Origin of the sequence: Methylobacterium segetis, assembly GCF_004348265.1 — a bacterium.
Lineage (GTDB): Bacteria > Pseudomonadota > Alphaproteobacteria > Rhizobiales > Beijerinckiaceae > Methylobacterium > Methylobacterium segetis.
In genome coordinates, this window is record NZ_SMNT01000018.1 from 22,627 (window position 1) to 46,272 (window position 23,646).

Annotated in this window: 23 protein-coding genes and 2 tRNA genes; 12 read left to right on the forward strand and 13 right to left on the reverse strand. The window is 70.1% G+C overall.

Features of this window, described 5'->3' with window-relative positions; all coding sequences use genetic code 11:
• Positions 1-37: 37 nt before the first annotated feature.
• Together E1J50_RS06785 and E1J50_RS06790 are read right to left on the reverse strand one after the other, a co-directional pair.
• Positions 38-1,477 carry an NAD-dependent succinate-semialdehyde dehydrogenase gene (locus E1J50_RS06785; protein ID WP_132251742.1) on the reverse strand — a complete coding sequence of 480 codons (1,440 nt, stop codon included), beginning with the start codon at positions 1,475-1,477 and terminating at the stop codon, positions 38-40.
• A 90-nt stretch (positions 1,478-1,567) separates the two neighbouring features.
• Positions 1,568-2,359 (reverse strand): class II glutamine amidotransferase, encoded by a 792-nt coding sequence (locus E1J50_RS06790; RefSeq protein ID WP_132251744.1) that lies wholly within the window; start codon positions 2,357-2,359, stop codon positions 1,568-1,570.
• 389 nt (positions 2,360-2,748) lie between these two features.
• Here E1J50_RS06790 and E1J50_RS06795 point away from each other — a divergent pair, with 389 nt between their 5' ends.
• Positions 2,749-3,141, forward strand: a complete 393-nt coding sequence (locus E1J50_RS06795) for a response regulator (RefSeq protein ID WP_132251746.1) — start codon at positions 2,749-2,751, stop codon at positions 3,139-3,141.
• 115 nt (positions 3,142-3,256) lie between these two features.
• On the opposite strand, the gene rpsU is transcribed toward E1J50_RS06795, so the two are convergent.
• A complete protein-coding gene (gene rpsU / locus E1J50_RS06800) occupies positions 3,257-3,571 on the reverse strand; it encodes a 30S ribosomal protein S21 (protein ID WP_132251748.1) in 315 nt (104 codons plus the stop codon).
• Between the two features lie 261 nt (positions 3,572-3,832).
• Entirely contained in the window at positions 3,833-5,047 is a 1,215-nt protein-coding gene (locus E1J50_RS06805) for a polyhydroxyalkanoate depolymerase (RefSeq protein WP_132251750.1), read from the reverse strand.
• 319 nt (positions 5,048-5,366) lie between these two features.
• On the opposite strand from E1J50_RS06805, the gene E1J50_RS06810 reads away from it, so the two are divergent.
• Positions 5,367-6,023: a glutathione S-transferase family protein gene (locus E1J50_RS06810; RefSeq protein ID WP_132251752.1), complete on the forward strand. Its 657-nt coding sequence runs from the start codon at positions 5,367-5,369 to the stop codon at positions 6,021-6,023.
• A 237-nt stretch (positions 6,024-6,260) separates the two neighbouring features.
• On the opposite strand, the gene E1J50_RS06815 is transcribed toward E1J50_RS06810, so the two are convergent.
• Together E1J50_RS06815 and E1J50_RS06820 are read right to left on the reverse strand one after the other, a co-directional pair.
• Positions 6,261-7,664, reverse strand: coding sequence for an ATP-binding protein (locus E1J50_RS06815; protein WP_132251754.1), 1,404 nt, complete (start codon positions 7,662-7,664; stop codon positions 6,261-6,263).
• Positions 7,661-8,383 (reverse strand): response regulator, encoded by a 723-nt coding sequence (locus E1J50_RS06820; protein WP_132251756.1) that lies wholly within the window; start codon positions 8,381-8,383, stop codon positions 7,661-7,663. The genes E1J50_RS06815 and E1J50_RS06820 overlap by 4 nt, the downstream gene beginning before the upstream one ends.
• Before the next feature lie 280 nt (positions 8,384-8,663).
• Between E1J50_RS06820 and E1J50_RS06825 the strand changes: the two genes are divergently transcribed.
• The 5 genes from E1J50_RS06825 (at position 8,664) to E1J50_RS06845 (ending at position 12,094) form a co-directional block, all read left to right on the forward strand.
• Positions 8,664-8,942, forward strand: a complete 279-nt coding sequence (locus tag E1J50_RS06825; RefSeq protein WP_132251758.1) for an accessory factor UbiK family protein — start codon at positions 8,664-8,666, stop codon at positions 8,940-8,942.
• Between the two features lie 334 nt (positions 8,943-9,276).
• Positions 9,277-9,786: a type III secretion system chaperone family protein gene (locus tag E1J50_RS06830; protein WP_132251760.1), complete on the forward strand. Its 510-nt coding sequence runs from the start codon at positions 9,277-9,279 to the stop codon at positions 9,784-9,786.
• 12 nt (positions 9,787-9,798) lie between these two features.
• The gene (gene proC, locus E1J50_RS06835) at positions 9,799-10,623 is read left to right on the forward strand and encodes a pyrroline-5-carboxylate reductase (protein ID WP_132251762.1); all 825 of its coding nucleotides are present in this window, start codon (positions 9,799-9,801) and stop codon (positions 10,621-10,623) included.
• A gap of 96 nt (positions 10,624-10,719) precedes the next feature.
• Positions 10,720-11,490: a TetR/AcrR family transcriptional regulator gene (locus tag E1J50_RS06840; RefSeq protein ID WP_132251764.1), complete on the forward strand. Its 771-nt coding sequence runs from the start codon at positions 10,720-10,722 to the stop codon at positions 11,488-11,490.
• Positions 11,491-11,533: 43 nt separating this feature from the next.
• Positions 11,534-12,094, forward strand: a complete 561-nt coding sequence (locus E1J50_RS06845) for a cytochrome b (protein WP_132251766.1) — start codon at positions 11,534-11,536, stop codon at positions 12,092-12,094.
• Positions 12,095-12,125: 31 nt separating this feature from the next.
• On the opposite strand, the gene E1J50_RS06850 is transcribed toward E1J50_RS06845, so the two are convergent.
• On the reverse strand, positions 12,126-12,911 hold the full coding sequence (locus tag E1J50_RS06850; RefSeq protein WP_425374915.1) for an AprI/Inh family metalloprotease inhibitor: 786 nt from the start codon (positions 12,909-12,911) through the stop codon (positions 12,126-12,128).
• Complete coding sequence (locus E1J50_RS06855) at positions 12,908-13,837, reverse strand: 2-hydroxyacid dehydrogenase (RefSeq protein ID WP_132251809.1); 930 nt, start codon at positions 13,835-13,837, stop codon at positions 12,908-12,910. Before E1J50_RS06855 ends, E1J50_RS06850 begins: the two co-directional genes overlap by 4 nt.
• A gap of 275 nt (positions 13,838-14,112) precedes the next feature.
• Here E1J50_RS06855 and leuC point away from each other — a divergent pair, with 275 nt between their 5' ends.
• Both leuC and E1J50_RS06865 read left to right on the forward strand, forming a co-directional pair.
• Positions 14,113-15,525, forward strand: a complete 1,413-nt coding sequence (gene leuC / locus E1J50_RS06860; protein ID WP_132251769.1) for a 3-isopropylmalate dehydratase large subunit — start codon at positions 14,113-14,115, stop codon at positions 15,523-15,525.
• 86 nt (positions 15,526-15,611) lie between these two features.
• Positions 15,612-15,696, forward strand: a tRNA-Leu gene (locus tag E1J50_RS06865).
• Between the two features lie 196 nt (positions 15,697-15,892).
• On the opposite strand, the gene E1J50_RS06870 is transcribed toward E1J50_RS06865, so the two are convergent.
• A complete protein-coding gene (locus tag E1J50_RS06870) occupies positions 15,893-17,032 on the reverse strand; it encodes an HPP family protein (RefSeq protein WP_132251772.1) in 1,140 nt (379 codons plus the stop codon).
• A 696-nt stretch (positions 17,033-17,728) separates the two neighbouring features.
• On the opposite strand from E1J50_RS06870, the gene E1J50_RS06875 reads away from it, so the two are divergent.
• Positions 17,729-18,127, forward strand: a complete 399-nt coding sequence (locus E1J50_RS06875) for a hypothetical protein (protein ID WP_132251774.1) — start codon at positions 17,729-17,731, stop codon at positions 18,125-18,127.
• Positions 18,128-18,549: 422 nt separating this feature from the next.
• Positions 18,550-18,822: a CBS domain-containing protein gene (locus E1J50_RS28415; protein WP_342635889.1), complete on the forward strand. Its 273-nt coding sequence runs from the start codon at positions 18,550-18,552 to the stop codon at positions 18,820-18,822.
• Positions 18,823-18,989: 167 nt separating this feature from the next.
• Here the strand turns inward: E1J50_RS28415 and E1J50_RS06885 are convergent, their stop codons facing one another.
• Both E1J50_RS06885 and hmpA read right to left on the reverse strand, forming a co-directional pair.
• Positions 18,990-19,598, reverse strand: a complete 609-nt coding sequence (locus E1J50_RS06885; protein WP_132251776.1) for a hypothetical protein — start codon at positions 19,596-19,598, stop codon at positions 18,990-18,992.
• Positions 19,599-19,906: 308 nt separating this feature from the next.
• Positions 19,907-21,148 carry an NO-inducible flavohemoprotein gene (gene hmpA / locus E1J50_RS06890; RefSeq protein ID WP_132251778.1) on the reverse strand — a complete coding sequence of 414 codons (1,242 nt, stop codon included), beginning with the start codon at positions 21,146-21,148 and terminating at the stop codon, positions 19,907-19,909.
• 95 nt (positions 21,149-21,243) lie between these two features.
• On the opposite strand from hmpA, the gene E1J50_RS06895 reads away from it, so the two are divergent.
• Positions 21,244-21,726: an Rrf2 family transcriptional regulator gene (locus tag E1J50_RS06895; protein ID WP_132251781.1), complete on the forward strand. Its 483-nt coding sequence runs from the start codon at positions 21,244-21,246 to the stop codon at positions 21,724-21,726.
• A 131-nt stretch (positions 21,727-21,857) separates the two neighbouring features.
• Here E1J50_RS06895 and E1J50_RS06900 read toward each other — a convergent pair.
• Positions 21,858-21,934: transfer RNA gene (locus E1J50_RS06900), tRNA-Arg, on the reverse strand.
• Positions 21,935-22,064: 130 nt separating this feature from the next.
• Positions 22,065-23,411, reverse strand: a complete 1,347-nt coding sequence (locus E1J50_RS06905) for a PQQ-dependent sugar dehydrogenase (RefSeq protein ID WP_132251783.1) — start codon at positions 23,409-23,411, stop codon at positions 22,065-22,067.
• Positions 23,412-23,646 lie beyond the last annotated feature (235 nt).

Genomic DNA, 23,646 nt, shown 5'->3' on the forward strand with positions numbered 1-23,646 from the left:
GCGACGATGAGGCCTGCGCGCGTCCGCCGGCCGGATCTCAGGCGCCCGCCTGGGTCACGAACTTCGTGACGAGGTAGCCCTCCAGGGCCTCGGCGCCGCCCTCGCTGCCGTAGCCCGAATCCTTCACGCCCCCGAAGGGCGTCTCGGGCACCGCGAGGCCGTGATGGTTGATGCCGAGCATGCCGCTCTCGATCCGCGCGGCGACCTTGGCGGCGCGCGCGGCCGAGCGGGTGTAGGCGTAGGCCGCGAGCCCGTAGGGCAGGCGGTTCGCTTCCTGCAACGCCGCCTCGTCGTCCGAGAAACGCTGCACGGCGGCCACCGGGCCGAACGGCTCCTCGTTCATCAGGCGCGCCGAGAGCGGCACGTCGGTCAGCACGGTCGGCTCGAAGAAATTGCCGCGGTTGCCGATGCGCTTGCCGCCCGTGCGGAGCGTTGCCCCCTGCGCCGTGGCGTCGGCGACGAGGCTCTCCATCGCCTCGAGGCGGCGGCCGTGGATCAGCGGCCCCATCCGCGTCTCGGGGGCGAGCCCGTCGCCGACCGTCAGCCCCTCGGCGAAGGCCGTGAACCCGTCGAGGAAGCGGTCGAACACGCTCTCGTGGACGAGGAAGCGGGTCGGCGCCACGCAGACCTGGCCCGCATTGCGGAACTTGTTGGTGCCGAGCACCGAGACCGCCTTCTCGACGTCGGCATCCTCGAACACGATCGCCGGGGCGTGGCCGCCGAGCTCCATCGTCACCCGCTTCATGTGGCGGCCGGCGAGCGCGGCGAGTTCCTTGCCCACCGCCGTCGAGCCCGTGAACGAAATCTTCCGGATGACGGGGTGCGGGATCAGGTAGGCGGAGATCGCGGCCGGGTCCCCGTAGACGAGGGAGAGCGCGTCGCCCGGCACCCCGGCATCCAGATAGGCCCGGACGAGCGCGGCGCAGGAAGCCGGCGTGTCCTCGGGGCCCTTCAGGATCACCGAGCAGCCGGTGCACAGAGCCGCCGCGATCTTGCGCACGGCCTGGTTGAGCGGGAAGTTCCAAGGCGTGAAGCAGGCGACCGGGCCGATCGGCTCGCGCAGGACGAGCTGCATCACGCCCTCCTGGCGGGCCGGGATCACCCGGCCGTAGGTGCGCTTGCCCTCCTCTGCGAACCAGTCGGTGACGTCGGCGGCGACCTGCGTCTCGAGGCGGGCCTCGGCCAGCGGCTTGCCCTGCTCCAGCGTCATGGTGCGGGCGATGTCCTCGGCCCGCTCCCGCAGGAGGTCGGCGGCGCGCCGCAGGACCTTGGCGCGCTCGATCGGCGCCACCTTGCGCCATGCCGCGAAGCCCCGCTCGGCCGCCTCGAGCGCCTCGTCGAGGTCGGCCCGGCTCGCCACGGCGTGCTGGCCCAGCGTCTCGCCGGTCGCGGGGTTCAGGACGGGCCGCCGCTCGTCCCCCGATCCGCCCCGCCAGCGCCCCGCGATGTGGAGTTCGACGTCCGCGTAACCGCCCATGGCGACCCACCCTGCTCGGCCGGCCAGCCTGCCGGCAGGGGTCTTTTAGGCGTCCGGTCCGAGGGGGCCAAGCCTCCGGAGAGCGGAGCCTCAGGCGGCGATCATCTCCGGGAGCGCCTCCGGCCCCTCGGCGAGGGTGATCTCGCCGCGCCGGGCCCGGAGCGTCCCGCCCTTCGGCACCACGCGCCAGCCCTCGCGGCTTCCGTCGATGGGCTCGGAGACGACGACGAGGCCGGTCTCGCTCTGGCGAGAGTAGAGGCTCGGCGGGCGCCCGTCGCAGGCCCAGCGATAGGCGGTGAGCCACTCGCCGTCGGTCAGGAGCGCGGTGAAGCGCAGGGGCTCGCCGATGCCGGCGCCGCGCATCAGGCCGCGCACCGTCATGAGCGTCTCGGCCATGGCGCCGATCGGGTCGTCCTCCAGGCCGTTGGCGAGCGCCAGGAGGAAGATCGCCTCGGAATCCGTGGTGCCCCGGCGCCCGTCGTAGAGCGCGTCGGGGATCAGGGCCTCCAGCCGCCGCTTGATGCGGTGGTAGCCGCCGATCTGCCCGTTATGCATGAACATGTGCCGGCCGTGCACGAAGGGATGGCAGTTCGCCCGGCTGGTGACGGTGCCGGTGGCGGCGCGGACATGGGCGAAGAAGGTCCTCGCTCGCACCTGGCGGCAGAGATTCACGAGGTTCTCGTCGGACCAGGCCGGGGAGACGTCGCGGTAGAGGCCGGGCTCGGGCCGCTCGCCGTACCAGCCGATGCCGAAGCCGTCGCCGTTCGTCTCGGTCTTCGCCTCGGCCGCGTGCAGCGACTGGTGCACGAGGGAATGCGTCGGCGCGCAGACCAAGTCGGACAGGAATTCCGGTTCACCGCTATAGGCGAGGAAGCGGCACATGGCGACGAACACCCCCTGACGAACGCGTGGGACTGGCTCCCGGTCCGGGCTCGCGGACAGCCAAGCAAGCGCCGTTCCGTTTCGGCCCCCACGTTCACACAACCGTAACATTCAGTCCGTTGCGGTGAACAGATCGTTAATGCACCGCAGCATCGAGCCCGGTGAGGCTCGCGCGCAACGGGGGCCGCAGCAGGGCGCGGGGATGGCATCCGAGAGGCTTCGGCGCGTGCCGCCCGCGCTCCGTGTAAAATTGGACATTGCGACGGAAATAATCCCGACTCTTGCCCGTTGATCGAGGCCGGCGCAGCATGGGCGGATGGGAATCAGCAGCCCTGTCGTGGCCTGCGCGTGTCCCGAGGCATCACAACAACCTGAGAAGAGGAGGCTTCATGGGCCAAGCTCTGCCCCCATGCCCCGTCGCCCTCGTGGTGGAGGACGATACGGCCGTGCGCGATCTCGCCGCCGCCGTCCTGGAGGAGACCGATCTCGACGTCATCGCCTGCGAGAGCGCGGAGGCGGCGATCTCCGTGCTGGAGCGGTCGGACCTCACCGTCGCCCTGCTCTTCGCCGACGTGCGCCTGCCGGGCCGCATGGACGGGATCTCGCTCGCCCGCACGGTCGAGAGCCGCTGGCCGGAGGTCCGCGTCATCGTCACCTCAGGCTACGACGAGGGCCGCAACGCCCGCCTGCCGTCCGGCGCCGTCTTCATGCAGAAGCCGTGGCGGGCCCTCGACGTGCTGGTCCAGGCCGAGCGGGCGACCGACGCCGCACGGGCGGCCTGACCGGACGGCGGGCGGCCCAACGAAAAGGCCCGCGCCGCAGGGCGGCCGGGCCTCGTCGGGAGATGGGGTCCGGAGATCGGTCCGGTCGGGCCGCCGTGACGGCCCGGGCCGGAGATCAGGCGGTCGCGGCGCCCGTGCTCTGCTGCTGCGGAGCGGCGCTCGTGGAGGGCAGACCCGGGCGGCGCGGGCCGCCGGCACCGAAGCGGGGCTTCGGCTTCGGGGCCGCGATCAGGCCCTCGCGGATCGCGGTCTTGCGCGCCTGCTTGCGCGCGCGGCGGACGGCCTCGGCCTTCTCCCGTGCCTTGCGGACGGAGGGCTTCTCGTAGGCCTTGCGCTGCTTCATCTCGCGGAAGATGCCTTCACGCTGCATCTTCTTCTTGAGAACGCGGAGCGCCTGATCGACGTTGTTGTCGCGAACGAGTACCTGCAACGGTCTTGATCCTCTAGAGCATCTGTTTTCGGGCGGCGCCGACGTCGAGGTTCCGGTCTCGCTGAGAAACCGACAAACGCCCCTGTCCCGGGTGGCACCCGGGAGGGACGTCGATCGAACGGACTCGAATCGGCGCGTAAATTCACACCTGACCCGATCCCATACACGAAGCGTCCGCGACTTCCAACCGGGCAGGCGGCGTCCGGTGCGGATGGCGGCGCGCTGCCCGGCCGGCGCGGCAGCGCTGCCACAGAGGCCCGCTCAGCTGTGCGACTGGATGAAGTTGCGCACCAGCGGGTAGGTCTGGGCCTCCCATTTCCGGCCCGAGAAGACCCCGTAATGGCCGACGCCGGCCTGGAGGTGATGGCTCTTCATGTGGGGGGCGAGGCCGGTGCAGAGGTCGTGGGCGGCCATGGTCTGGCCGACAGCGCAGATATCGTCGCGCTCGCCCTCGACCGTCATCAGCGCCGTGCGGCGGATGGCGCGCATGTCGATCGGCGTGCCCCGGTAGGTGAGCTCGTTCTTGGCGAGGGTGTAGTCCTGGAAGACCATCTGCACGGTCTCGAGGTAGAATTCGGCCGCGAGGTCGAGCACCGCGAAATACTCGTCGTAGAAGGTCTCGATCGCCTGCGCCTTGTCGGCCTCGCCGTTGGCGAGGTGCCAGAACAGGTCCGCGTGGCCCTGCATGTGGCGCTTGGCGTTCATCGACACGAAGGCCGAGACCTGCACGAAGCCGGGATAGACCCGGCGGCCTGCGCCCTTGTGGCGGCGCGGCACGGTCGAGATCAGGTTCTTCTCGAACCAGTCGATCGGCTTCGAGATGGCGAGCTGGTTCACGGCCGTGGGGCTGATCCGGCAATCGACCGGGCCGGCCATCAGGGTCATCGAGCGGGGCGCGGCCGCGTTCCTGGCCTGCGCCATCACGGCGGCGGCGGCGAGCGCCTGCACCGCGGGCTGGCAGACGGCCACGATGTGCGAACCCTCGCCCATCGTCTCCAGGAACTGGACGAGGTGGTCCACGTAATCGTCGAAGCCGAAGCGGCCGGCCGAGACGGGCACGTCCCGGGCGTTGTGCCAGTCCGTGATGTAGACGTCGTGGTCCGGCAGCAGGGTGCGCACGGTGCCCCTGAGGAGGGTCGCGAAGTGGCCGGAGAGCGGGGCCACCACCAGCACCTTCGGCTGGGGCGCGTCGATGTCCTTGCGGAAGCGCAGCAGCGTGCCGAAGGGCGTGGCCGCGACCGGCTCCTCGATCACCGGAACGTCCCGGTTGCCGACCCGGACACCGGAGATTCCGAAGGCGGGCCGCGCGAAGGTCAGGCCGGCGCGCATCATCATGCGGGCACCGGCCGCCCACCACGTCGCCGGCTCGCGGTGGCCGGCCCGGGTCCAGGGCGAGATCGCATCGTGCAGAACGCGGCCCCAGGCGCGGGTCTGTTCCGCGAGGTCGGCCTGCACCTCGAACGCATCGTACAGCATGGGGCGGGCTCTCATGCGTGATCGCCCCTCGGAGAGGGACGTCACGGCCGTGGAGGAGGGCAGCCACGCCACTGTGCGCTGCATGTTCATTGCGCGCTAAGGATTAGCCGGGCGCAGATTGGCCGCAACCGGCAAAAAGTACGAAGCCGCAGGCTGTTGTTCCGCTGCATCACCGCGAAGCGTTTGCATGAGATATGCCAGCCGGCCGGCCCGCGCGGATCGCGCCGCCCCTCGAAGGGCATCCGGAGCCGGGCGTGAGCGCGGCACGAGTCTTGATTCGGTTCGCCCGAGGGAAAAATACCTCCGAGGGGGAAACACGATGGGCGCGGCGACGCTGACGATCTCAAGCCGGAACTACTCGTCCTGGTCGTTGCGCGGCTGGCTGGTCTGTCGCATGGCCGGCCTCGATTTCGAGACCGAGGTCCTGTCGGGGTCCGACGCCTCGACGCGGGCGGAGCTCCTGCACCTCTCGCCCTCCTTCCTCGTGCCGCGCCTGTCCCACGGCCGCGTGGCGGTGTGGGACACGCTCGCCATCGCGCAGTACCTCACCGAGCTCTACCCGGATGCCGGCTTCCTGCCGAAGGACGTGGCCGCCCGCGCCCATTGCCTCTCCATCGCCGGCGAAATGCATGGCGGCTTCATCAACCTGCGCTCGGCGCTGCCGATGAACCTCAAGGCGCACCATCCGAACTTCAAGATCTTCAACGGCGCCCGGGGCGACATCGAGCGGATCGTGGCGATCTTCGACGAGTGCCTCACCCAGTACGAGGGTCCCTACCTCTTCGGCGAGGCGCCCACGCTCGCCGACGCCATGTACGCGCCGGTCTGCACGCGCTTCCGGACCTACGACGTGGCGTTGCCCCCTCGCGTCAACGCCTATCGCGACACCATCCTGTCCTGGCCCCTCATGGTCGAGTGGACCGAGGCCGCCCTGAACGAGCCCGAGGAGATCGAGGAACTCGACATGGAGTTCTGAAGGGAGTTCTGAGGATCTCCGGCCCGCTCAGGCCTGGAAATCGACGAAGCAGGGCGGATCCTTGCGCGCCGCCGCTGCCGAGGCCGCCGGCGGAGCCCCCGGACGTCCGGCCCTGCGAGGTCTGCAACTCATGCGTCTTGCGGCCCAGGCCGGATCGGTTTCGCGGCGTGTCGCCCTCGGCGGGGGGACACGAGGGGAAACAGGATTGCACGGCCCGGTGCGAAGCCCGGCCCGGACTCACTCGGCCGCGAGGGGCGGGGCGGCGGGCGGGGCGGCCGGCACACCCTGCGCCCCGGCGGGAAGCTCGAACCGCGCGCAGAGGCCGCCCTCGGGCCGGTTGGCGAGGCTGAGGCGGCCCCGATGCGCCTCGGCGATGGCGAGGACGATGGAGAGGCCGAGGCCGAAGCCGCTCGCCTCGTTGAGATTGCGCGCCCGGTCGCCCCGCACGAAGGGCTGGAGCATGGCCTCGCGCTCCGCCTCCGGGATGCCGGGTCCCTCGTCGCAGACCTCGACCGAGGCGCCGCGGGGTCCGCTGTCCATCCGCAGCACGGCCGAGCCGCCGTACTTCACCGCGTTCTCGACGAGGTTCGTCAGCGCCCGCTGCAATTCGTCGGGTCGGCCGCGCACGAGGACGTGGCGGGGATTCTCGACCCGGACGTCGGCGCCGATGTCGCTGAACCCGTCGCAGACCGTCTGGACCACGGAGGCGAGGTCGACGAGCACCATCTGGCCGGCCTCGCCGCCCTGCCCGTCGCGGACGTAGGAGAGGGCGGCCTCGACGAGGCCGTTCATCTGGTCGAGGTCGCGCAGCGTCATCGTCCGGGCGTGCTCGTCCTCGATGAACTCCGCCCGCAGCCGCAGGCGGGTGATCGGCGTGCGCAGGTCGTGGCTGATCGCGGCCAGCATCTGGGTGCGGTCGTCGATCAGGCGGCGGACGCGCTCGCGCATCCGCTCCAGGGCGCGGGAGACAGCCAGCACCTCCTCCGGCCCCCGGCGGGGCAGCGCGACGATGTCGGTGCGGGCGCCGAAAGCCTCCGCCGCGACGGCGAGCCGCGCGAGCGGCGCCGTCAGCGCCCGGGCCGCCCAGACGCAGAGGAGGGCGAGGGTGAGCCCGAGGAAGACCACGGTGAAGATGATGGCGCCCTGGCGCGGCGAGCGCAGCGCCTCGTCCGGCAGGCTCGCGAGGAAGACGGCGCCCGAGGGCGTGACGAGGCCGAGCCGCAGCGCGTCGCGCCGCGCCTCCTTCGGCGCCAGATCGACGACGGCGAGGGGACGGCCGAACCCATCGCGCAGCCGCCCGACGATCGGGTGGTCGTCGAGATCCTCGGCGCCCGCGGCCGGCGCATTCCCGTCCCAGGGCGCGATCCGGAGGTTCGGCAGGGAGCGGGCGGCGTTGCGCAGCAGCGCGTCGCGCTCGCCCGGCTCGGCCGCGTCGAGAAGGCGGGCGACGGTGGCGAGGCGGTTGGCCGCCACGCCGGGATGGTCGTCCGGCCGCCAGGGCTCGCGCAGCAGGACGAAGGCGAGGGTGGCGACCACATGCGCGACGGCGATCGCCGCGACGACGAGGAGGGCGATCTGCCCCGCGACGCTGCGCGGGCGCAGGCGCGCCATCAGGCGCGTCAGCCGGGCCGGTGCGGTCATGACCGGGTCACCTCCGGGGTGAACAGGTAGCCCCCGGACCGGATGGTACGGATGATCTCGGGATTGCGCGAATCCTGCTCGATCTTCTGGCGGATCCGGCTGATCAGCACGTCGATGCTGCGCTCGAACGGGCCGGCGGCGCGCCCCTGCGTCAGGTCGAGGAGCTGGTCGCGGGAGAGCACCCGGCCCGGCCTCAGGCAGAGGGCGTGGAGGAGGTCGAACTCGGCCCCCGTGATGGCGATGCGCGCGCCCTCCGGGCTCAGCACCTGGCGGAGCGAGACGTCGAGCGTCCAGCCCGCGAAATGGAGGCGGCGCGCCCCGTCGTCGCCCGCGGCCTCGGTGGAGACGCCCCTCCGCAGGACCGCGCGGATGCGGGCGAGGAGTTCGCGCGGGTTGAAGGGCTTGGCGAGGTAGTCGTCGGCGCCGAGCTCCAGCCCGACGATCCGGTCAATCTCCTCCGATTTCGCCGTCAGCATCAGGATCGGGATCGACGAGGCGCGCCGCAAGCGCCGGCAGAGGCTGAGGCCGTCCTCGCCGGGCAGCATCAGGTCGAGGACGATGAGGTCGACCCGCGCGTCGGACAGGACGCGGTCCATCTCGCGCCCGTCGCCGGCGAGGCTGACGCGGCACTCGTTGGCGCGCAGGTAGCGGGCGACGAGGGCGCTGATCTCGCGGTCGTCCTCGACGAGGAGGATGTGGGGTGTCGGATTCGTCGTCATCGGCCGGTTCGGCTAGCCAGTCTCGGCGGCCTTTATGCCTTGCCGGTTCGAGCATTCGGAACGGGGTCCGGGTCCCAAAATTGTAACCGGCTGTTTCCCGCGGCCGCCCGGGTGCTGCGCCCGCTGTGGAAAGCGCCGCCGCGGGCCGGTGCCCGATTGCCGCCGAGTCCGCGGATTCCTATGTCCCGACGCGGCGGCGAAATGCTTCGGCGCCGGACCATCCGCGCAGCCAACGGGCGCGTGCCGCGCTGTGGCATCGCTCGATCCCGGGAGACGGACGATGCAGACCCCCAACCGCCTGTTCGACGATTTCGCCCGCCTCATGACCGACGCGGCCGGTGCCGCGCAGGGCGTGCGCCGCGAGGCGGAGAGCGTCGTCAAGGCGCAGTTCGAGCGGCTGATCCGCGACATGGACATCGCCTCGCGCGAGGAGGTCGACGTGCTGCGCGACCTCGTCACGACCCTGCGCGCCCAGAATGACGGGCTCGCCGCGCGCGTGGCCGCGCTCGAGGCCAAGCTCGGCCCCGAGGTGGGCGCGGGCACCACCGAGTCAGTCTGACGCAGGGGCCTCGCGGCTCCGGCAAGGATGCCGGCAAGAGCGCCCCGAGAACCTGTCCACCGGCGAGCGCTTGTGCACAGGAAGCAGCGGTGGATAGGCCCTTTCCTGTTCACCGGCCGCGATGCCCGCTTTGAAACGCGAGTCCGGCGCGGTCTATAGTCAGGGACGCACTGATTCGCCTGATTCGCCGAAGACCATGAACGCCTAAGCTTTCGCCGCCCTGCGCTGAACCTTGTCCGTTCGGCTCTCACCTTGTCGCGGCGCGCTTGGTCGCTCCGGTTTCTTGTCCTCACCCTGTCGCTGCGGCCCCTGCGGGCCGGCAGCCCGGATCGCCATGACCCAGCTCCACGTCGACACCGAAGATCACGACCGGCTCGAGCACCCGCTCGACGTGGTGGAGCGCCTCGCTTCCCTGCGCGACTGGATCTTCGACCGGGCCGAGACGGACGAGATGTCCGTCACCGTCTCGGGCCGCTGGACGGAATACCACGTGGCCTTCACCTGGATCGAGGACATGGAGGCCCTGCACGTCGCCTGCGCCTTCGACCTCAAGGTCCCGGAGCGGCGGCGCAACGAGGTGCTGAAGCTCGTCTCCCTCGTCAACGAGCAGCTCTGGATCGGCCATTTCGACCTGTGGTCGACGGACAACGTGGTGATGTTCCGCCACGCGCTCCTGCTCGCCGGCGGCGTCGCGCCGACGCATCCACAATGCGGCATGATGCTGAAATCGGCCGTCGAGGCCTGCGAGCGCTACTTCCAGGCTTTCCAGTTCGTGCTCTGGGCCGGCAAGCCGGCGCGGGAAGCCCTCGACGCGGTGCTGTTCGAGACCGAGGGCGAAGCGTAGGGTCGCACGGCCATGCCCGACACGGTCGCAAGCCTGCCCGCCTCCCTGACCCTCGTGGGAGCGGGCAAGATGGGGGGCGCCATGCTGGCGGGGTGGCTCGCCGGCGGACTGGATCCCCGGCGCACCACGGTCGTCGAGCCCGCACCCTCGCCCGAACTCGCCGCTCTCTGCGCCGCCCGCGGCCTCGCCCTCAACCCGGCTGAGCCGCAGGTGCCCGAGGCGCTCGTCCTCGCGGTCAAGCCGCAGGGCCTCGCGGCCGCGGCTCCCGCGCTGGCGCCCCTCGTCGGTCCGGACACGCTCGTCGTCTCGATCCTCGCCGGCAAGACCATCGCCGACCTGAAGGCGCGGCTGCCGGGAGCCCGCGCGGTCGTGCGCGCCATGCCGAACCTGCCGGCCAGCATCGGGCGGGGGGCGACCGGCGCCGCCGCGAGCCCGGAAGTGACGCCCGGCCAACGGGAATGCGCCGACGCCCTGCTGCGGGCCGCCGGCCTCGTCGAGTGGCTCGACGACGAGGGGCTGATCGACGCGGTGACGGCCGTCTCCGGCTCCGGCCCCGCCTACGTCTTCCTGCTGGCCGAGGCGCTGGCGGAAGCCGGCATCGCGGCGGGCCTGCCGCCCGGGATCGCGGGCCGGCTCGCCCGGGCCACGGTCTCGGGCTCGGGCGCCCTCCTCGATGCGGAGGCGACCGAGGCGGCCGAGCTGCGGCGCAACGTGACCTCCCCCGGTGGCACCACCGCGGCGGCCCTCGAGGTGCTGATGCGCGCCGACGGGATGCCCGCGCTCCTGCGGGAGGCGGTCGCCGCGGCGAAGAGCCGGGCCGGCGAACTCGCCGGCTGAGCGGGCCGCCCCGCGGCGTTTTTTCTTCCTCCTCCGGGGTCCCCATCGGGAAACGGCGCTTACATAGAGGGCGAGGCCGACGAGGAGCGGGACGCGATGGAGAAGTCCGGAAGCCCGAAGGGCAGGAGCACGAGGGCGGCGAAGGCTGCCGGGCCGGAAGCCGAGGCGCCGAAGCTCCCGCCCCGCGAGGCCGCCGTCCAGGCTCTGATGCGGCTGGCTGCCGAGCAGCCCTGGAACGACATCGAACTCGGCGACATCGCCCGGGAGGCGGATCTCAGTCTCGCCGAGATGCGCGATCTCTTCCCCTCCAAGGGCGCCGTGCTCGGCGGCCTCTCCCGCCTGATCGACCGGACGGTGCTGGAGGGCGACACCTCCGACCTCGCGGACGAGCCCGCGCGCGAGCGCCTGTTCGACGTGCTGATGCGCCGTCTCGACGCCATGACCCCCTACAAGCCGGCCCTGCGCCGGATCTCGTACGCTCTTCGCGGCGACCCGCTCGCGATGATCGCGCTCAACGGCGTCGCCCTCAACTCGCACCGCTACATGCTGGCGGCTGCGGGCATCGACACGGAAGGCCCCCTCGGGCGCCTCAAGCTGCAGGGCACGGTGATCGCCTTCTCCCGCGTGGTCGAGACCTGGCTCGACGACGACGACCCGTCGCTCGCCCGCACCATGGCCCGGCTCGACCGCGAGATCCGCAACGGCGAGCGCGTGATGGAGCGCGCCGAGGATCTGCGCCGGCTCTCGGCGCCGCTGCGCGCGCTCGGCCGCTCGTTCCTCGAGCGCCGTCCCCGCCGCAGCACGCGCGACGCCCGCAACGAGGATGACGGCAACCCGCTCGGGGGCGACCCCGCCGCGGCGATCTGAGCCGTTCCGCGGGCGGGGAAGGGGAAAAGGAGGGGGGAACAGGATGGCCGACACCGCGCGACCGGCGCGCCTGCGCTACACTGCGACGCAGCAGGCGCTGCACTGGGTGACCGCCGCCCTGGTTCTCGCGGTGCTGCCGCTCGCCTGGATCGCCGAGAGCCTCGCCCGCGAGGCGCCGGCCAAGGGCACCATGTTCGTGCTGCACAAGTCGGTCGGTCTGACGATCCTCGCCGTCGTGGTCGCCCGCATCGTCTGGCGGATGATCCACCCCGCACCCCCGCATCCGGGCACGCCTGCCGCCCTGACCCTGCTCGGGCGGGTCAACCACTGGCTCCTCTACGCGATCTTCCTGGTCATGCCGTTGAGCGGCTACCTGCTGAGCGCGCTCGCGGGGCGGGACACGCCGTATTTCTGGCTCTTCACGGCGCCGGGCCTCGCCAGGAACGAGGCGCTGCAGCCGGTCTTCAAGCAGATCCACCTCGTCGGGCAATGGGCGGTGTACGCCCTCGTGGTGCTCCACGTGCTGGCGACGGCCTGGCACGTCGCCATCCGCCGCGACGGCCTGCACGAGCGGATGCTGCCGGCCCAGAGGCCGCAGGTCTAGGGATCCGGGCGTTCGGGGCGAGCGGGCTCCCTCAGGGGCCCTCGATCTTCCGCAGCTGGAAGGTCGTCCCCGTCTCGGGGTCGCGGCGCCACTTGTCCTCGCCGATCCGCACGAGGTTCACGACGTGGCCGCGCCTGGCCACCAGCGTCAGGCGTCCCGAGGCGTAGCGCCACGTCACCGGGTCGAAGATCGCCAGCCCGCTGTCGCGGCAGCCGTCCAGGATGTGCACCGGGGCCGCCGAACCGTCGCCCGGCGCGAGGGAGAGACGGCAGACATCCTGGTCGCGGTACCGGTCGAGGGCGTAGACGCCCGGTGCCGGTCCGGGTTCCTGCGGCGGCGCGGCTGCGGTGCCGCCTGCGGCGGAGGGCGCCGTCTCGGCCGGCTCCGCCGAGGGGGGCTCGGGCGGCCGCATCGCCTGGATCTGCAGCGGCACGAGGCTGTAGGTCTCGCCGCCCTCCGAGGAGGCCAGCAGGCTCCGCTGGTCCGGGCGCCGGGCGAACATCAGGACGGGCCGCAGATTGCGGTCGACGAGGCGCATCGCCCCGTCCGTGAAGAGCCAGCCGGCGATACCGTTCAGGACCGGCAGCGCCTTGCGGCAGCCCGCCGGGAAGAAGAGGCGCCGTCCGGCCTCGCCGCTCTCGGCGGTCAGCGTCATCACGCAGCGCCGCGTGCTTCCGTCGCGGGAGAGGTCCCAGGTGCCCGGCACGCCGGTCGCCGCGTCCGGCAGGCTGGCGACGAAGGGGGGAGGGGGCGCCTCCTGCGCCTGCAGCCCGGCGGGCCAGCCCGCGAGCAGGAGGGCGGCGAGCACGCGCCTCACGGGCGTCCGCTCCAGGGCGTCTCCGGCACCGGCGTGAGAGGACCCTTGCCGGAGAACCACGCGGTGAGATTGTCCACGATCAGCTGCCCCATCGCCGCCCGGGTGTGCACCGAGCCCGAGCCGACATGCGGCAGCAGCACCACGTGGTCCATCGCCATCAGTTCGGGCGGCACGTGCGGCTCGTCGGCGAAGACGTCGAGGCCGGCGCCCAGGATCGTGCCGGCCTGCAGGGCCGCGATCAGGGCGGCCTCGTCGATCAGGCTGCCGCGGGCGACGTTCACCACGATGCCCTGCGCGCCGAGCGCCTCCAGAACCTCGGCGTTCACGACGCCCCGCGTCTCCGGGCCGCCCGGGGCCACGATCATCAGCACGTCGGCGGCGCGGGCCAGATCGAGGAGCGAGGCGTGGTAGGCGTACGGCACCGCCTGCCGGGAGCGCCCGTGATAGGCGATGGCAACGCCGAAGCCCTCGAGCCGGCGGGCGATGGCGCGGCCGATGCGGCCGAGGCCGAGGATGCCGACCGTGCGGTCGCGCAGGGTCGCGGTGAGCGGGAAGGATTTGTCCGGCCAGCGCCCGGCCCGCAGGTAGCGGTCGGCCTGCGGGATCTGGCGGAGCGTTGCGAGGAGGAGGCCGAGCGCCAAATCGGCCACCTCGTCCGAGAGGACGTCCGGCGTGTTGGTCACGACGACGCCGCGGCGGCGCGCCTCGCCCACGTCGATCGTGTCGTAGCCGACGCCGAAGCTCGCCACGATCTCGAGGTTCGGCAGGCGGGAGAGCAGGTCCGCATCGATCGGCGCGTGGGCGTTGACCGCCATGCCGCGGATCCGCGGCCCGACCTCGGCGAGGAGGGCCGCGGGCTCTGCGGCCGCGTCGAGGTGGTGCAGGGTGAAGGCCCGCTCCAGGGCCTCCATGACGAGGGGCTGCATCGGGCGGAGGAGGAGGAGGTCGGGGCGCAACGTCTCAGGTCCCGGGAGCGGATCCGCACGGTGCGGACAGGAGGCCGCCCTTATAGCGGCCGCGCGGCGGCCCGTCAGGCGGCAGAAGCGGGCCGCGCGGGCCGGTTTCCGGCACCATGCGGGCTCATCCGGGCAGCCATCTGCGCCGAGCCGCCTTCCGCCACTTCCGAAACGGGCTCGGCGACACTACTAAAGGGGTCCGATCCGGCAACCGGACGAGATCCACACCAGACGCGACCTGTATCATGAGCGCCCCCCGCACCCTCTACGACAAGATCTGGGACGACCACGTCGTCGATGTCGAGCCGGATGGCACCAGCCTCCTCTACATCGACCGCCACCTCGTGCACGAGGTGACGAGCCCCCAGGCCTTCGAGGGGCTTCGCGTCGCCGGGCGCCGGGTGCGCCACCCGGAGAAGACGCTGGCGGTGGTCGACCACAACGTCCAGACCTCGGACCGCCGCTTCGGCATCGAGGATCCCGAGAGCCGCACGCAGCTCGAGGCGCTGGCCGAGAACGTGCGCGACTTCGGCATCGAGTTCTACGACGCCCTCGACCGGCGCCAGGGCATCGTCCACATCATCGGCCCCGAGCAGGGCTTCACCCTGCCCGGCCAGACCATCGTCTGCGGCGATTCCCACACCTCGACGCACGGTGCCTTCGGCGCGCTCGCCCACGGCATCGGCACCTCGGAGGTCGAGCACGTTCTGGCCACGCAGACGCTCCTGCAGCGCAAGGCGAAGAACATGCGCGTCACCGTGGACGGCACGCTGCCGCCGGGGGTGACGGCCAAGGACATCATCTTGGCGATCATCGGCGAGATCGGCACGGCGGGCGGCACCGGCCACGTCATCGAGTATGCGGGCGAGGCGATCCGCGCCCTCTCGATGGAGGGCCGCATGACGATCTGCAACATGTCGATCGAGGGCGGCGCGCGCGCCGGCATGGTCGCGCCCGACGAGACCACCTACGCCTACGTCAAGGACCGCCCGAAGGCGCCGAAGGGCGAGGCCTTCGACCGGGCGCGCCGCTACTGGGAGAGCCTCCTGACCGACGAAGGCGCCCATTTCGACCGCGAGGTGCGGCTCGATGCGGCCAACCTGCCGCCTCTGGTGAGCTGGGGCACGAGCCCGGAGGACGTTGTCTCAGTGCAGGGCAGCGTGCCCGACCCGTCGGGCATCGCAGACGAGAACAAGCGCCAGTCCAAGGAGAAGGCGCTGGCCTATATGGGCCTCACGCCCGGCACGAAGATCACCGACATCACCCTCGACCGGGTCTTCATCGGCTCCTGCACGAACGGCCGGATCGAGGATCTGCGCACCGTGGCGAAGATCGTGGAGGGGCGCACCATCCATCCCGGCGTCTCGGCGATGGTCGTGCCGGGCTCCGGTCTGGTGAAGGCGCAGGCGGAAGCCGAGGGGATCGATCGCATCCTGAAATCGGCCGGCTTCGACTGGCGCGAGCCCGGCTGCTCCATGTGCCTCGGCATGAACCCGGACAAGCTGCGGCCCGAGGAGCGCTGCGCCTCGACCTCGAACCGCAATTTCGAGGGCCGCCAGGGCCCGCGCGGGCGCACCCATCTCGTCTCCCCCGCCATGGCGGCAGCGGCGGCCGTGGCCGGCCGCTTCGTCGACATCCGCGAGTGGCCGAGCGCCTGAACGTGCGAAGCGGGGCGGAATCCGGATTGACGATCCCGCCTCCGCCCCCTAAACGAACGCCAACGCCGGCCGCACGCGGTCGACGGGCCCAGGTGGCGGAATTGGTAGACGCGCTGGTTTCAGGTACCAGTCTCGCAAGAGGTGAAGGTTCGAGTCCTTTCCTGGGCACCATCAGCCGCCTAAAGCGCTGATCCGCAAAGAAGTTCAGTCAGATTCTGTCGTCGGACTCGCCCGCATGCGCCGTGGCGGTGAGGAACGCATGGGTTTGATGCGCTCCGACGGCGGCATCGTCTCCGGTCGGCCGCCGAGCGTCCACGACCTCCATGCGTGCCTTTGCCGGCCAGCGCTGAAGCGGGGTTAGCCCTCGCTACGCGGCCAATCCCGCACGCGGGTCGAAGGCTTTCGCCGAGGCGGTGCGCGCCAGGGTCGCGAGCAGGTCCGTCTGGGTGATGACCCCGAGGACCGTGCGGTCCTCGGCCGTGACCACGATCGCGTGCGTTCGGCCATCCGTGAGCGTCGGGACCAAGCCGACGGCGGGATCGTTGAGAGCGGCCGTCTTGGTTTCAGAGATCGCCTCCGCGAGGCTGCCGGAGGGACGAAGGGCGAGTTCCCGCAATCCCACCGTGCCCATCACCCGGCCGTCCCCATCGACCACCGGCAGCGTCCTGATGTTGTGCGCGAGCAGCAGTTCCCGGGCCCGTTCGGTGCTGCTGTCCAGCCCGAGGGTCACGACATCCCGCGACATGACCTCGCCGCAGGTGATGTCGCCTTGGGTCCGGACCAGCGCGTTGAGCTCGACCTGCTGAAGGAGGCGGTCGAGATCGCCGCGGTCGATGTCCAAGGTCTCGTCGAGCGCGACCAGCGCCGCGTCCACATCTTCCGGCCTGAAGCCCACGCGGAGCGGTGCAGGCAGGTCCGACGTTCCGTGTGTGTTGACGGGAGCCTTGACGGGAGCGTGCGGGTAGTTGCGGCGCGAGATCTTATGGAACGCAATCCCGAGCGCCACCAAGATCACCGAGTTGATGCAGACCGGAAACAGGGGGAACAGGAACCCGGCGGAGGTCACGGCCGGGCCGCCGATCAGCGCCGTCAAGGCGGCCGCCCCACCTGGCGGGTGCAGGGAGCGCGTGAGCGACATCGCGGCGATGGCCAGCGAGACGCCGACGCCGATCGCCACGACCGGATCCGGAATGAGATAGGCAGCGAGGACGCCCATGAAGGCAGAGATCGTGTTGCCCCCGATGATGGGCCAAGGTTGGGCCAGGGGGCTCGCCGGCACGGCGAACAGCAGGACGGCCGACGCTCCCATCGGCGCCACGATGAGCGGAATGTGCGGGCCCTGTCCGAAGAACCAGCCGCAGATCAGGCCGGTGAGCGTGATACCGGCCAGGGCTCCCAAGCATGCGACAAGGCGCTCCCTCAGCGTTGCCCCGGCGAGAATCGGCCTGAACAGGCGAAAGCCGCGGGCGTGCTCACTGTATCGGGCGGGACCACCGGGCTCGATCATGCGAGAATGCGCCTCAGGCTGAAGTGGGACTTGATCGATCGACAGGGGCGGGAAAAGCCGACGCTCGGCTTGCCGAGTGAGACTTCCCGCATCCTCCGCTTGCGCCCTTTACGGCGGCGACCCTCAGCACCGGCTTACGGGATGCGCAGGTTGGGGCATCGGCGCCTTTTAAAGATACAACCTCGATGTACCTTATAGCTCCGATACCTCGGATTTGCAAATCTGGTATGCAGTATGCCTAACCGACAGGCGCTCTGTGGCCGACATCGGATGCTCACCAATCACACGCAGCAGCGCTTGCCGCTTGAGCTGGCTGTCATTGCCTCCCTTGCGTGCAACTGAGGCAACTCGGACGCAGCCATCCGAGCAGCTGCTTTCCGTCCGATCGTGCATGCCGCGCGCACGACCGCATCGGAAGCATGCAGATTGGTGTTCGATTTCGCGGGTAGGTGCTGACGCGGCATCGGAGGGGAATGCTCCTCCTGACGCGCCTTCGTAACAGCGGCCTCCCAGTCCCGGCTGTTCCCGCTGCCAGCACACGCATGGCACGCGATCGGGACACACTCTTCGCAGTCATGGAGACGGACACACGGCATGGCATGCTCTCTGCATGCAAAACTCGGCCTTTAGCACCTAGGCACGTTCCTCGCGGGATCGACTCAGATACTCGGGGCTGGCAGTCAGCAAGAGAGTGTGATGATGGAAGATCGTGTCCTTGTCGGACTGACGAAATCGTCACCGAGTTCATCGGATAAAATACTCAAGAATGGTCTGCTACTGCTGGCCTCCTATTGGATTGCGGTTCTCGCCGCACAGATGATGATATTTTACAAAGAGGGCCACTATCCGGCTACGGTGTGTGAGCTGCATCGAGGTATTTATGGTAGCGATGCATGCGATCTCTACGTTGAAAATTTAGGGTTCGGGCGTGCGTCCGTGAGCTATGCGCTGACGGAGGCGAGCCTGCTTTCGGCCGGTATTGTCGGGATGGGTCTGCTGATCGGAGCCATCGTCGTCCTCAACGCGGTGGAATACCGGTCGGGTCGCAATCGCGTGGCGTCAGGTCTCCAAACCGCCTGCACGGCTCGACGCTGAGGGAGCGATCCGCGCCTCTCTTTCGCTGGGGTACTCACCGGCGACGTCCGTATCCTAGCCCCGCTCCTGGCTGCGTCCGTCGCGGCCTATGCGGTGACGGTGCTGCTCCTGAAGCGGTCGATCCCGACGGAGAAGATCGCGCGACGCGGGCAGCACATCATGCGCGAGTACGGCGTGGACCCGCACGAACTCACCCGCGTCTCGGAGGTCATGCTCCGCGACGTCAATGCTCGATGCCGGCGCGTCGATCGCCGCCTCCATTCAGGCCAGCGCAGGCGGCCGGGATCACGCGTATCCCGTCGTCGATGGCATGCGCAGGCCTGTGGGGATGGTATTCCGCGCTGACGCGTTGCGGTGGAAGACCGAGAAGTCACGGTAGAGATTGCATCGAGGAGAGGATCTCCGACGCGTCGCTGGCGCGCGTGCATCCGGACGATGTGGTCGCGCGGGCGCCGGACATCATGATGACCACCGGCCAAGGCCGAATCCTGGTGATCGATCCGGCAAGCGGCGCCCTTGTCGGCCTCGTCACGCGCAAGGATCTGCTGCAGATCCGAGCCACGGTCGTGCATTCCGAACGCGAACGTCGGGCTTTTCCCAGCCACCGGGCGATCCGGCGTGCGAGGCAGCGATACGAGGCCGATCCGGCGCAGTCGATCGCTCGGGATGCCGCTGGAGCTTCCGGTCCGGCCTGATCGGTGGGCGAAGGTCTACCGCGATGATGGGCGGGCCCATCTTCGCGGACAGCCGCGTCCCTCGGGAGCGACGACGTCTCGCGCGCGGCAAAGTCCCGCTCCGGCTTCAATGCGAGGCGGGTGAGACGCGGCCTCTCCGCCGTCGCGGCGGGCGCATGGCCCGCCTCCTAGATGCTCCGCCAGTGTGCGGCCTCGTGCGGGGCGCGCTCCAGATGTTCGAGGGCCGCCAGGACCAGGGCCAGGGCGGCGTGGCTTGCCTCGACCCAGGGGCCGGCCCTGCCTTCCTTCTCCAGCCTGACGGCGACGCGGCCATCCGCGCAATGCAGGAGGAAGCCGCATCCCGGAAGCAGGGAGCCGAGCAGCCGGACGGCCTCGTCGTAGGAGGTAATGAACGCGCGCACGTTCATGCTGCAGGCCGTCACGTAGTAATGCAGCTTGAACTCGTCCGAGGCCAGCATGCGCGCATGACCGTTCCGGCCGACGAAGATCGGCGGGCTCTCACCCTTGTCGTTCAGCGCGATCTTCTCGATGCCCAGGCCGTAGCGCGATCCGTTGGCCTGCGTGACGGTGTGGTAGAGGGCGTCGACGAGGTCCGCATTGGCCCGGGTCGCACGCCACTGATACGCGTAAGGATCGGCCAACCGGGCGCTCAGGGCGCGCAGGAGGGTGGGGTCGATGAGCCGGGGGTCCGGCGGCGGGCTCAGAAAGCGCTGGCCGCGAAAATCCCCGATCATGGCATCGATCGCGGCCTGATCGGCCTTGAAGCTCTCGTCCACCACGGCGCACCGCCCTCAACCCTTGCCGGAGAGCCTACACAACGACACATCGATCGCTTCGACGCCAGCGGCGTTCAGGGAGCCGTGCGGAGCGAGATGCGGTTGCCCCCTGGGGGCATCGCGGCCGAATCCCGCTCCGCCGGCGGCGGAGTGTCCCCGTCACAGGATTGGGCGGGGCCGGTATCATAACCCGCCTCGGCGCGGAGCCCGGTGACGTTCCCGTCGAACCGGAGCGGGCCGGCCCTGCCATCATCTGCGCTTCGGTCGTCTGGAGCGGCGGAGAGGCAAGCACCCTGCCGGGACTCGCCTCAGGCGGCCTGCTTCGGCACCTCGACGAGGTCGTCGGCCGGCCCGAAGAACTCGAACCGCACGCGGTCGGCGGGTACACCCTCGCGCAGGAGGCCGTTCACGAGGGCGCGCAGGAAGGGTTTCGGCCCACACAGGTAGTAGGTCGCCCGCTGATGCGGGGTCCGCGCCACGAGCCAGTCAGCCGTGATCAGACCTGACTTGTCATAATGCTCACCCTCTCGGTCCTCCGCCTCCGGCTCCGCGTAGAAGGTCTGCAGGCGCAGGTTCCCGTTGCTGGCCGCGATGGCGCGGGCATGCTCGCGCAACGCGTGCACGCGCCCGTTCAACGCGCCGTGGACGTACCAAGTGGGCCGGTCCGGACTGGTCTCGGCGATGGTCTCCAGCATGCTCATCATCGGTGTGAGCCCGACCCCGCCGCTCACCAGAACCACCGGATCGCGCGTCTCTCGGTCCAAGAAGAACTCACCGGTCGGCGGAGCCACGCTCAGCACGGTGCCGGGCGCAGCGCATTCGTGCAGCCAGGTCGAGACGATGCCGGCGGCCTGATCCGCCTTTCCCTCCCGCTTGACGGTGATGCGGTAGGCGCGATCGTTCGGCGCGCAGGAGATCGAGTAGTTCCGCTTGAGGATGCCGTGCTGCGGCAGGTCGAGGAGGAGGCCGAGATACTGTCCCGGCTCGTGGCGAAGGACGGGTCCGCCATCGGCCGGGACGAGGACGAAGGACCGGATCGTCTCGCTCTCTCGTGTGACGCTCTCGACGGTGAAGGGGCGCCACCCGTTCCAGCCGCCGGGCTTCGTGGCGAGGTCGCGATAGATCGTCGCCTCGCGCCCGATCAGCAACTCGGCGAGAAACCAGTATGCCTCGCCCCAGGCAGCACAGATCTCCGGTGTCGCCGCCTCGCCCAGCACGTCCCGGATCGCACCGAGAAGCGCGTCGGCCACGGAAGCATAATGCTCGGGCAGGATGTTGAGCGCGACGTGCTTCTGGGCGATGCGCTCGACGGCGCCGGCGAGCACGCCGAGGTTGTCGATGTTGCGGGCATAGGCCAGCACCGCCTGGGCGAGGGCCTTCGGCTGCGAGCCGCTCTCGCCATGGTGCGATTGGTTGAAGAGGTCGCGGATCGCGGCGTCCTGGAACAAGCGCTCGTACATGCGCCGGGTGATCGCGAGGCCGTGCGCCTCGAGTGCCGGCACGGTCGCTTTGACGACGGAGATGGTGTTGGCGGACAGGCAGGTCGGCATGTGCAACTCTCAAAGATGCAAATCTCCCGCACCTTTTAGGTCACCTTTGAAAACATGCAAATGAAATATACCTTATGGGTTCCTCCGGAGTCGCCATGCGCCTGACCCGCTACACCGACTACGCCCTGCGCACTCTGATCTATGTCGGCCTTCACGAGCCTCGGCAGAGCTCCATCGCGGAGATTGCGCGCGCCTACGGCATCTCCGAGAACCACCTGACCAAGGTGGTGCATCAGCTTGGACGCCTGGGGTTGATCCGGACGATCCGGGGGCGCGGCGGCGGCCTTCGCCTCGCGAGGCCGCCGGCCGAGATTGTCGTCGGCGCGGTGGTGCGCCAGACCGAGGACGATCTCGCGCTGGTCGAGTGTTTCGCCGGCGGCGCCTGCACCATCACGGCGCCCTGTCGGCTCCGGCGCGCTCTCGGCGAGGCTCTGGCGGCCTTCCTCGCCGTGCTCGACCGATACACGCTCGCTGACCTGCTGGCTGGGACCGATGGGATCGAGATCGCTACCCTGCTGGGCCTTCCCGCAGCCGTCGACGGCGAACCGGGCATCTACGCCCGGCCCGACCTGACCTGAACGTCATCGGGAATGATGCCGTTCGATCCGCCTGTTCGATATGGCGTTCGGCGGGATCAGGGGTTCGGCGACGGCAAATGCGCCACTCCAGCCGGCGGAGCGGGATCGACTTACGAAGTCATTGAGAAGATTGGCGCACCCGACACGATTCGAACGTGTGACCTTTGCCTTCGGAGGGCAACGCTCTATCCAGCTGAGCTACGGGTGCAGGCCGTGGCGGATTCAGTAGCCGATGCGCGGAGCAGGCGCAACGGGGAGAGCGCAGCAAGATCGGCGCTCCGCGACGCCCGCTTCGGCAGACGGCCGGGCGCGGGTTTCGCTAGGCCGATGCGGCGCATTCAGTACCGCGCAGGCTCCGCGCTCACCCGCCAGAGGACCTTGCCGACGTCGTCCGACACGAGGAGGGCGCCGGACCTGTCGAGGATCACTCCCACGGGACGTCCCTGCGCCTTCTCATCCGCGTTGAGGAACCCGGTCAGCGCGTCGACGGGCTGGCCGGCGGGCTTGCCGTCCTTGAACGGCACGTAGATCACCTTGTAGCCGCTCTTCGGGCGGCGGTTCCAGGAGCCGTGCTGGGCGACGAACAATCCGCTCCGCCACGCCTCCGGCAGGTTCGAATCCGTCGAGAAGGCGATGCCGAGGGAGGCCGTGTGCGTGCCGACGGCGTAATCGGGGGCGACCGCCTTGGCGACGAGATCGGGACGGGCTGGCTGCACCCGCGCGTCGACGTGCTGGCCCCAGTAGCTCCAGGGCCATCCGTAGAAGCCGCCATCCTGCACGGAGGTCACGTAGTCGGGCACGAGATCGCTGCCGATCTCGTCGCGCTCGTTCACGGCCGTCCAGAGCTTGCCCGTCGTCGGCTCGAAGGCGAGGCCGTTCGGATTGCGCAGGCCCGTCGCGAAGGGCCGCATCTGCTTCGTCGCGATGGTGTATTCCCAGATCGCGGCGCGGCCCGCTTCCTTGTCGAGGCCGTTCTCGCCGACATTGCTGTTCGAGCCGACCGTCACGAGGAGCGTCCGGCCGTCCCGGCTGGCGATGACGTTCTTCGTCCAGTGATGATTGATGCCCGATGGCAGGTCGACGACCTTCTCGGGGGCCGCCGTGATCTCGGTCTGGCCCGTCTGGTAGGGCACCTTCACCAGCGCGTCGGCATTCGCGACGTAGAGGTCGCCTCCGACAAGCGCCATGCCGAAGGGCGAGTGGAGACCCGTGAGGAAGACGTGACGCTCCTCGGCCACGCCGTCGCCGTCCCTGTCGCGCAGCAAAACGATCCGATCCGGGCTCTTCACGCCTGCCCCGGCAAAGCTCTTGACCTTGTCGGCGACCCAATCGGCGATGCCCGTCGAGGGATCGTCGGTCTGCGGCTTGTTGGCCTCGGCGACCAGAACGTCCCCATTCGGCAGAAGGTAGAGCCAGCGCGGATGATCGAACCCCTCCGCGAAGGCCGAGACCTGAAGCCCGGGCGCGGCCTGCGGCTTGGCGCCGTTCGCCCAGCGCGCGACCCGGGCGATATTCACCGTCGGCATGAGGGTCGGGTTCGGTTCGGGCAATGTCGGGTTCGTGCCGAGCCCGGCCGAGGCATCGAGCGTGGCCTTTTCCGGGTAGACGATGAAGCGCACGAAGGCGGCCCCTCCGAGGAGGAGAACCGCGAGCGCCGCGAGGCCGAGTTTCGATCGGGTTCGCATGGCATCCTGTCCGGCTCGGCGTCCGCTCCGGACGCGCATCGCCACGGTAAGTGTCCAGGATGCCTTTGGCTCCCGCGCGACGGGTCGGCACGGTGCCATAGGTCGTGGCGGGGGAGGGCACCGCACGATCGGTCGGCGGTTCTTAATCCGCAGGTCCGGAACGAAATCATAAGGCCAAGGTTGATCCTGGCCCGAGGTCGTTCCGGCCCGAGGGACAGGGGGCTCCGTCACAGAG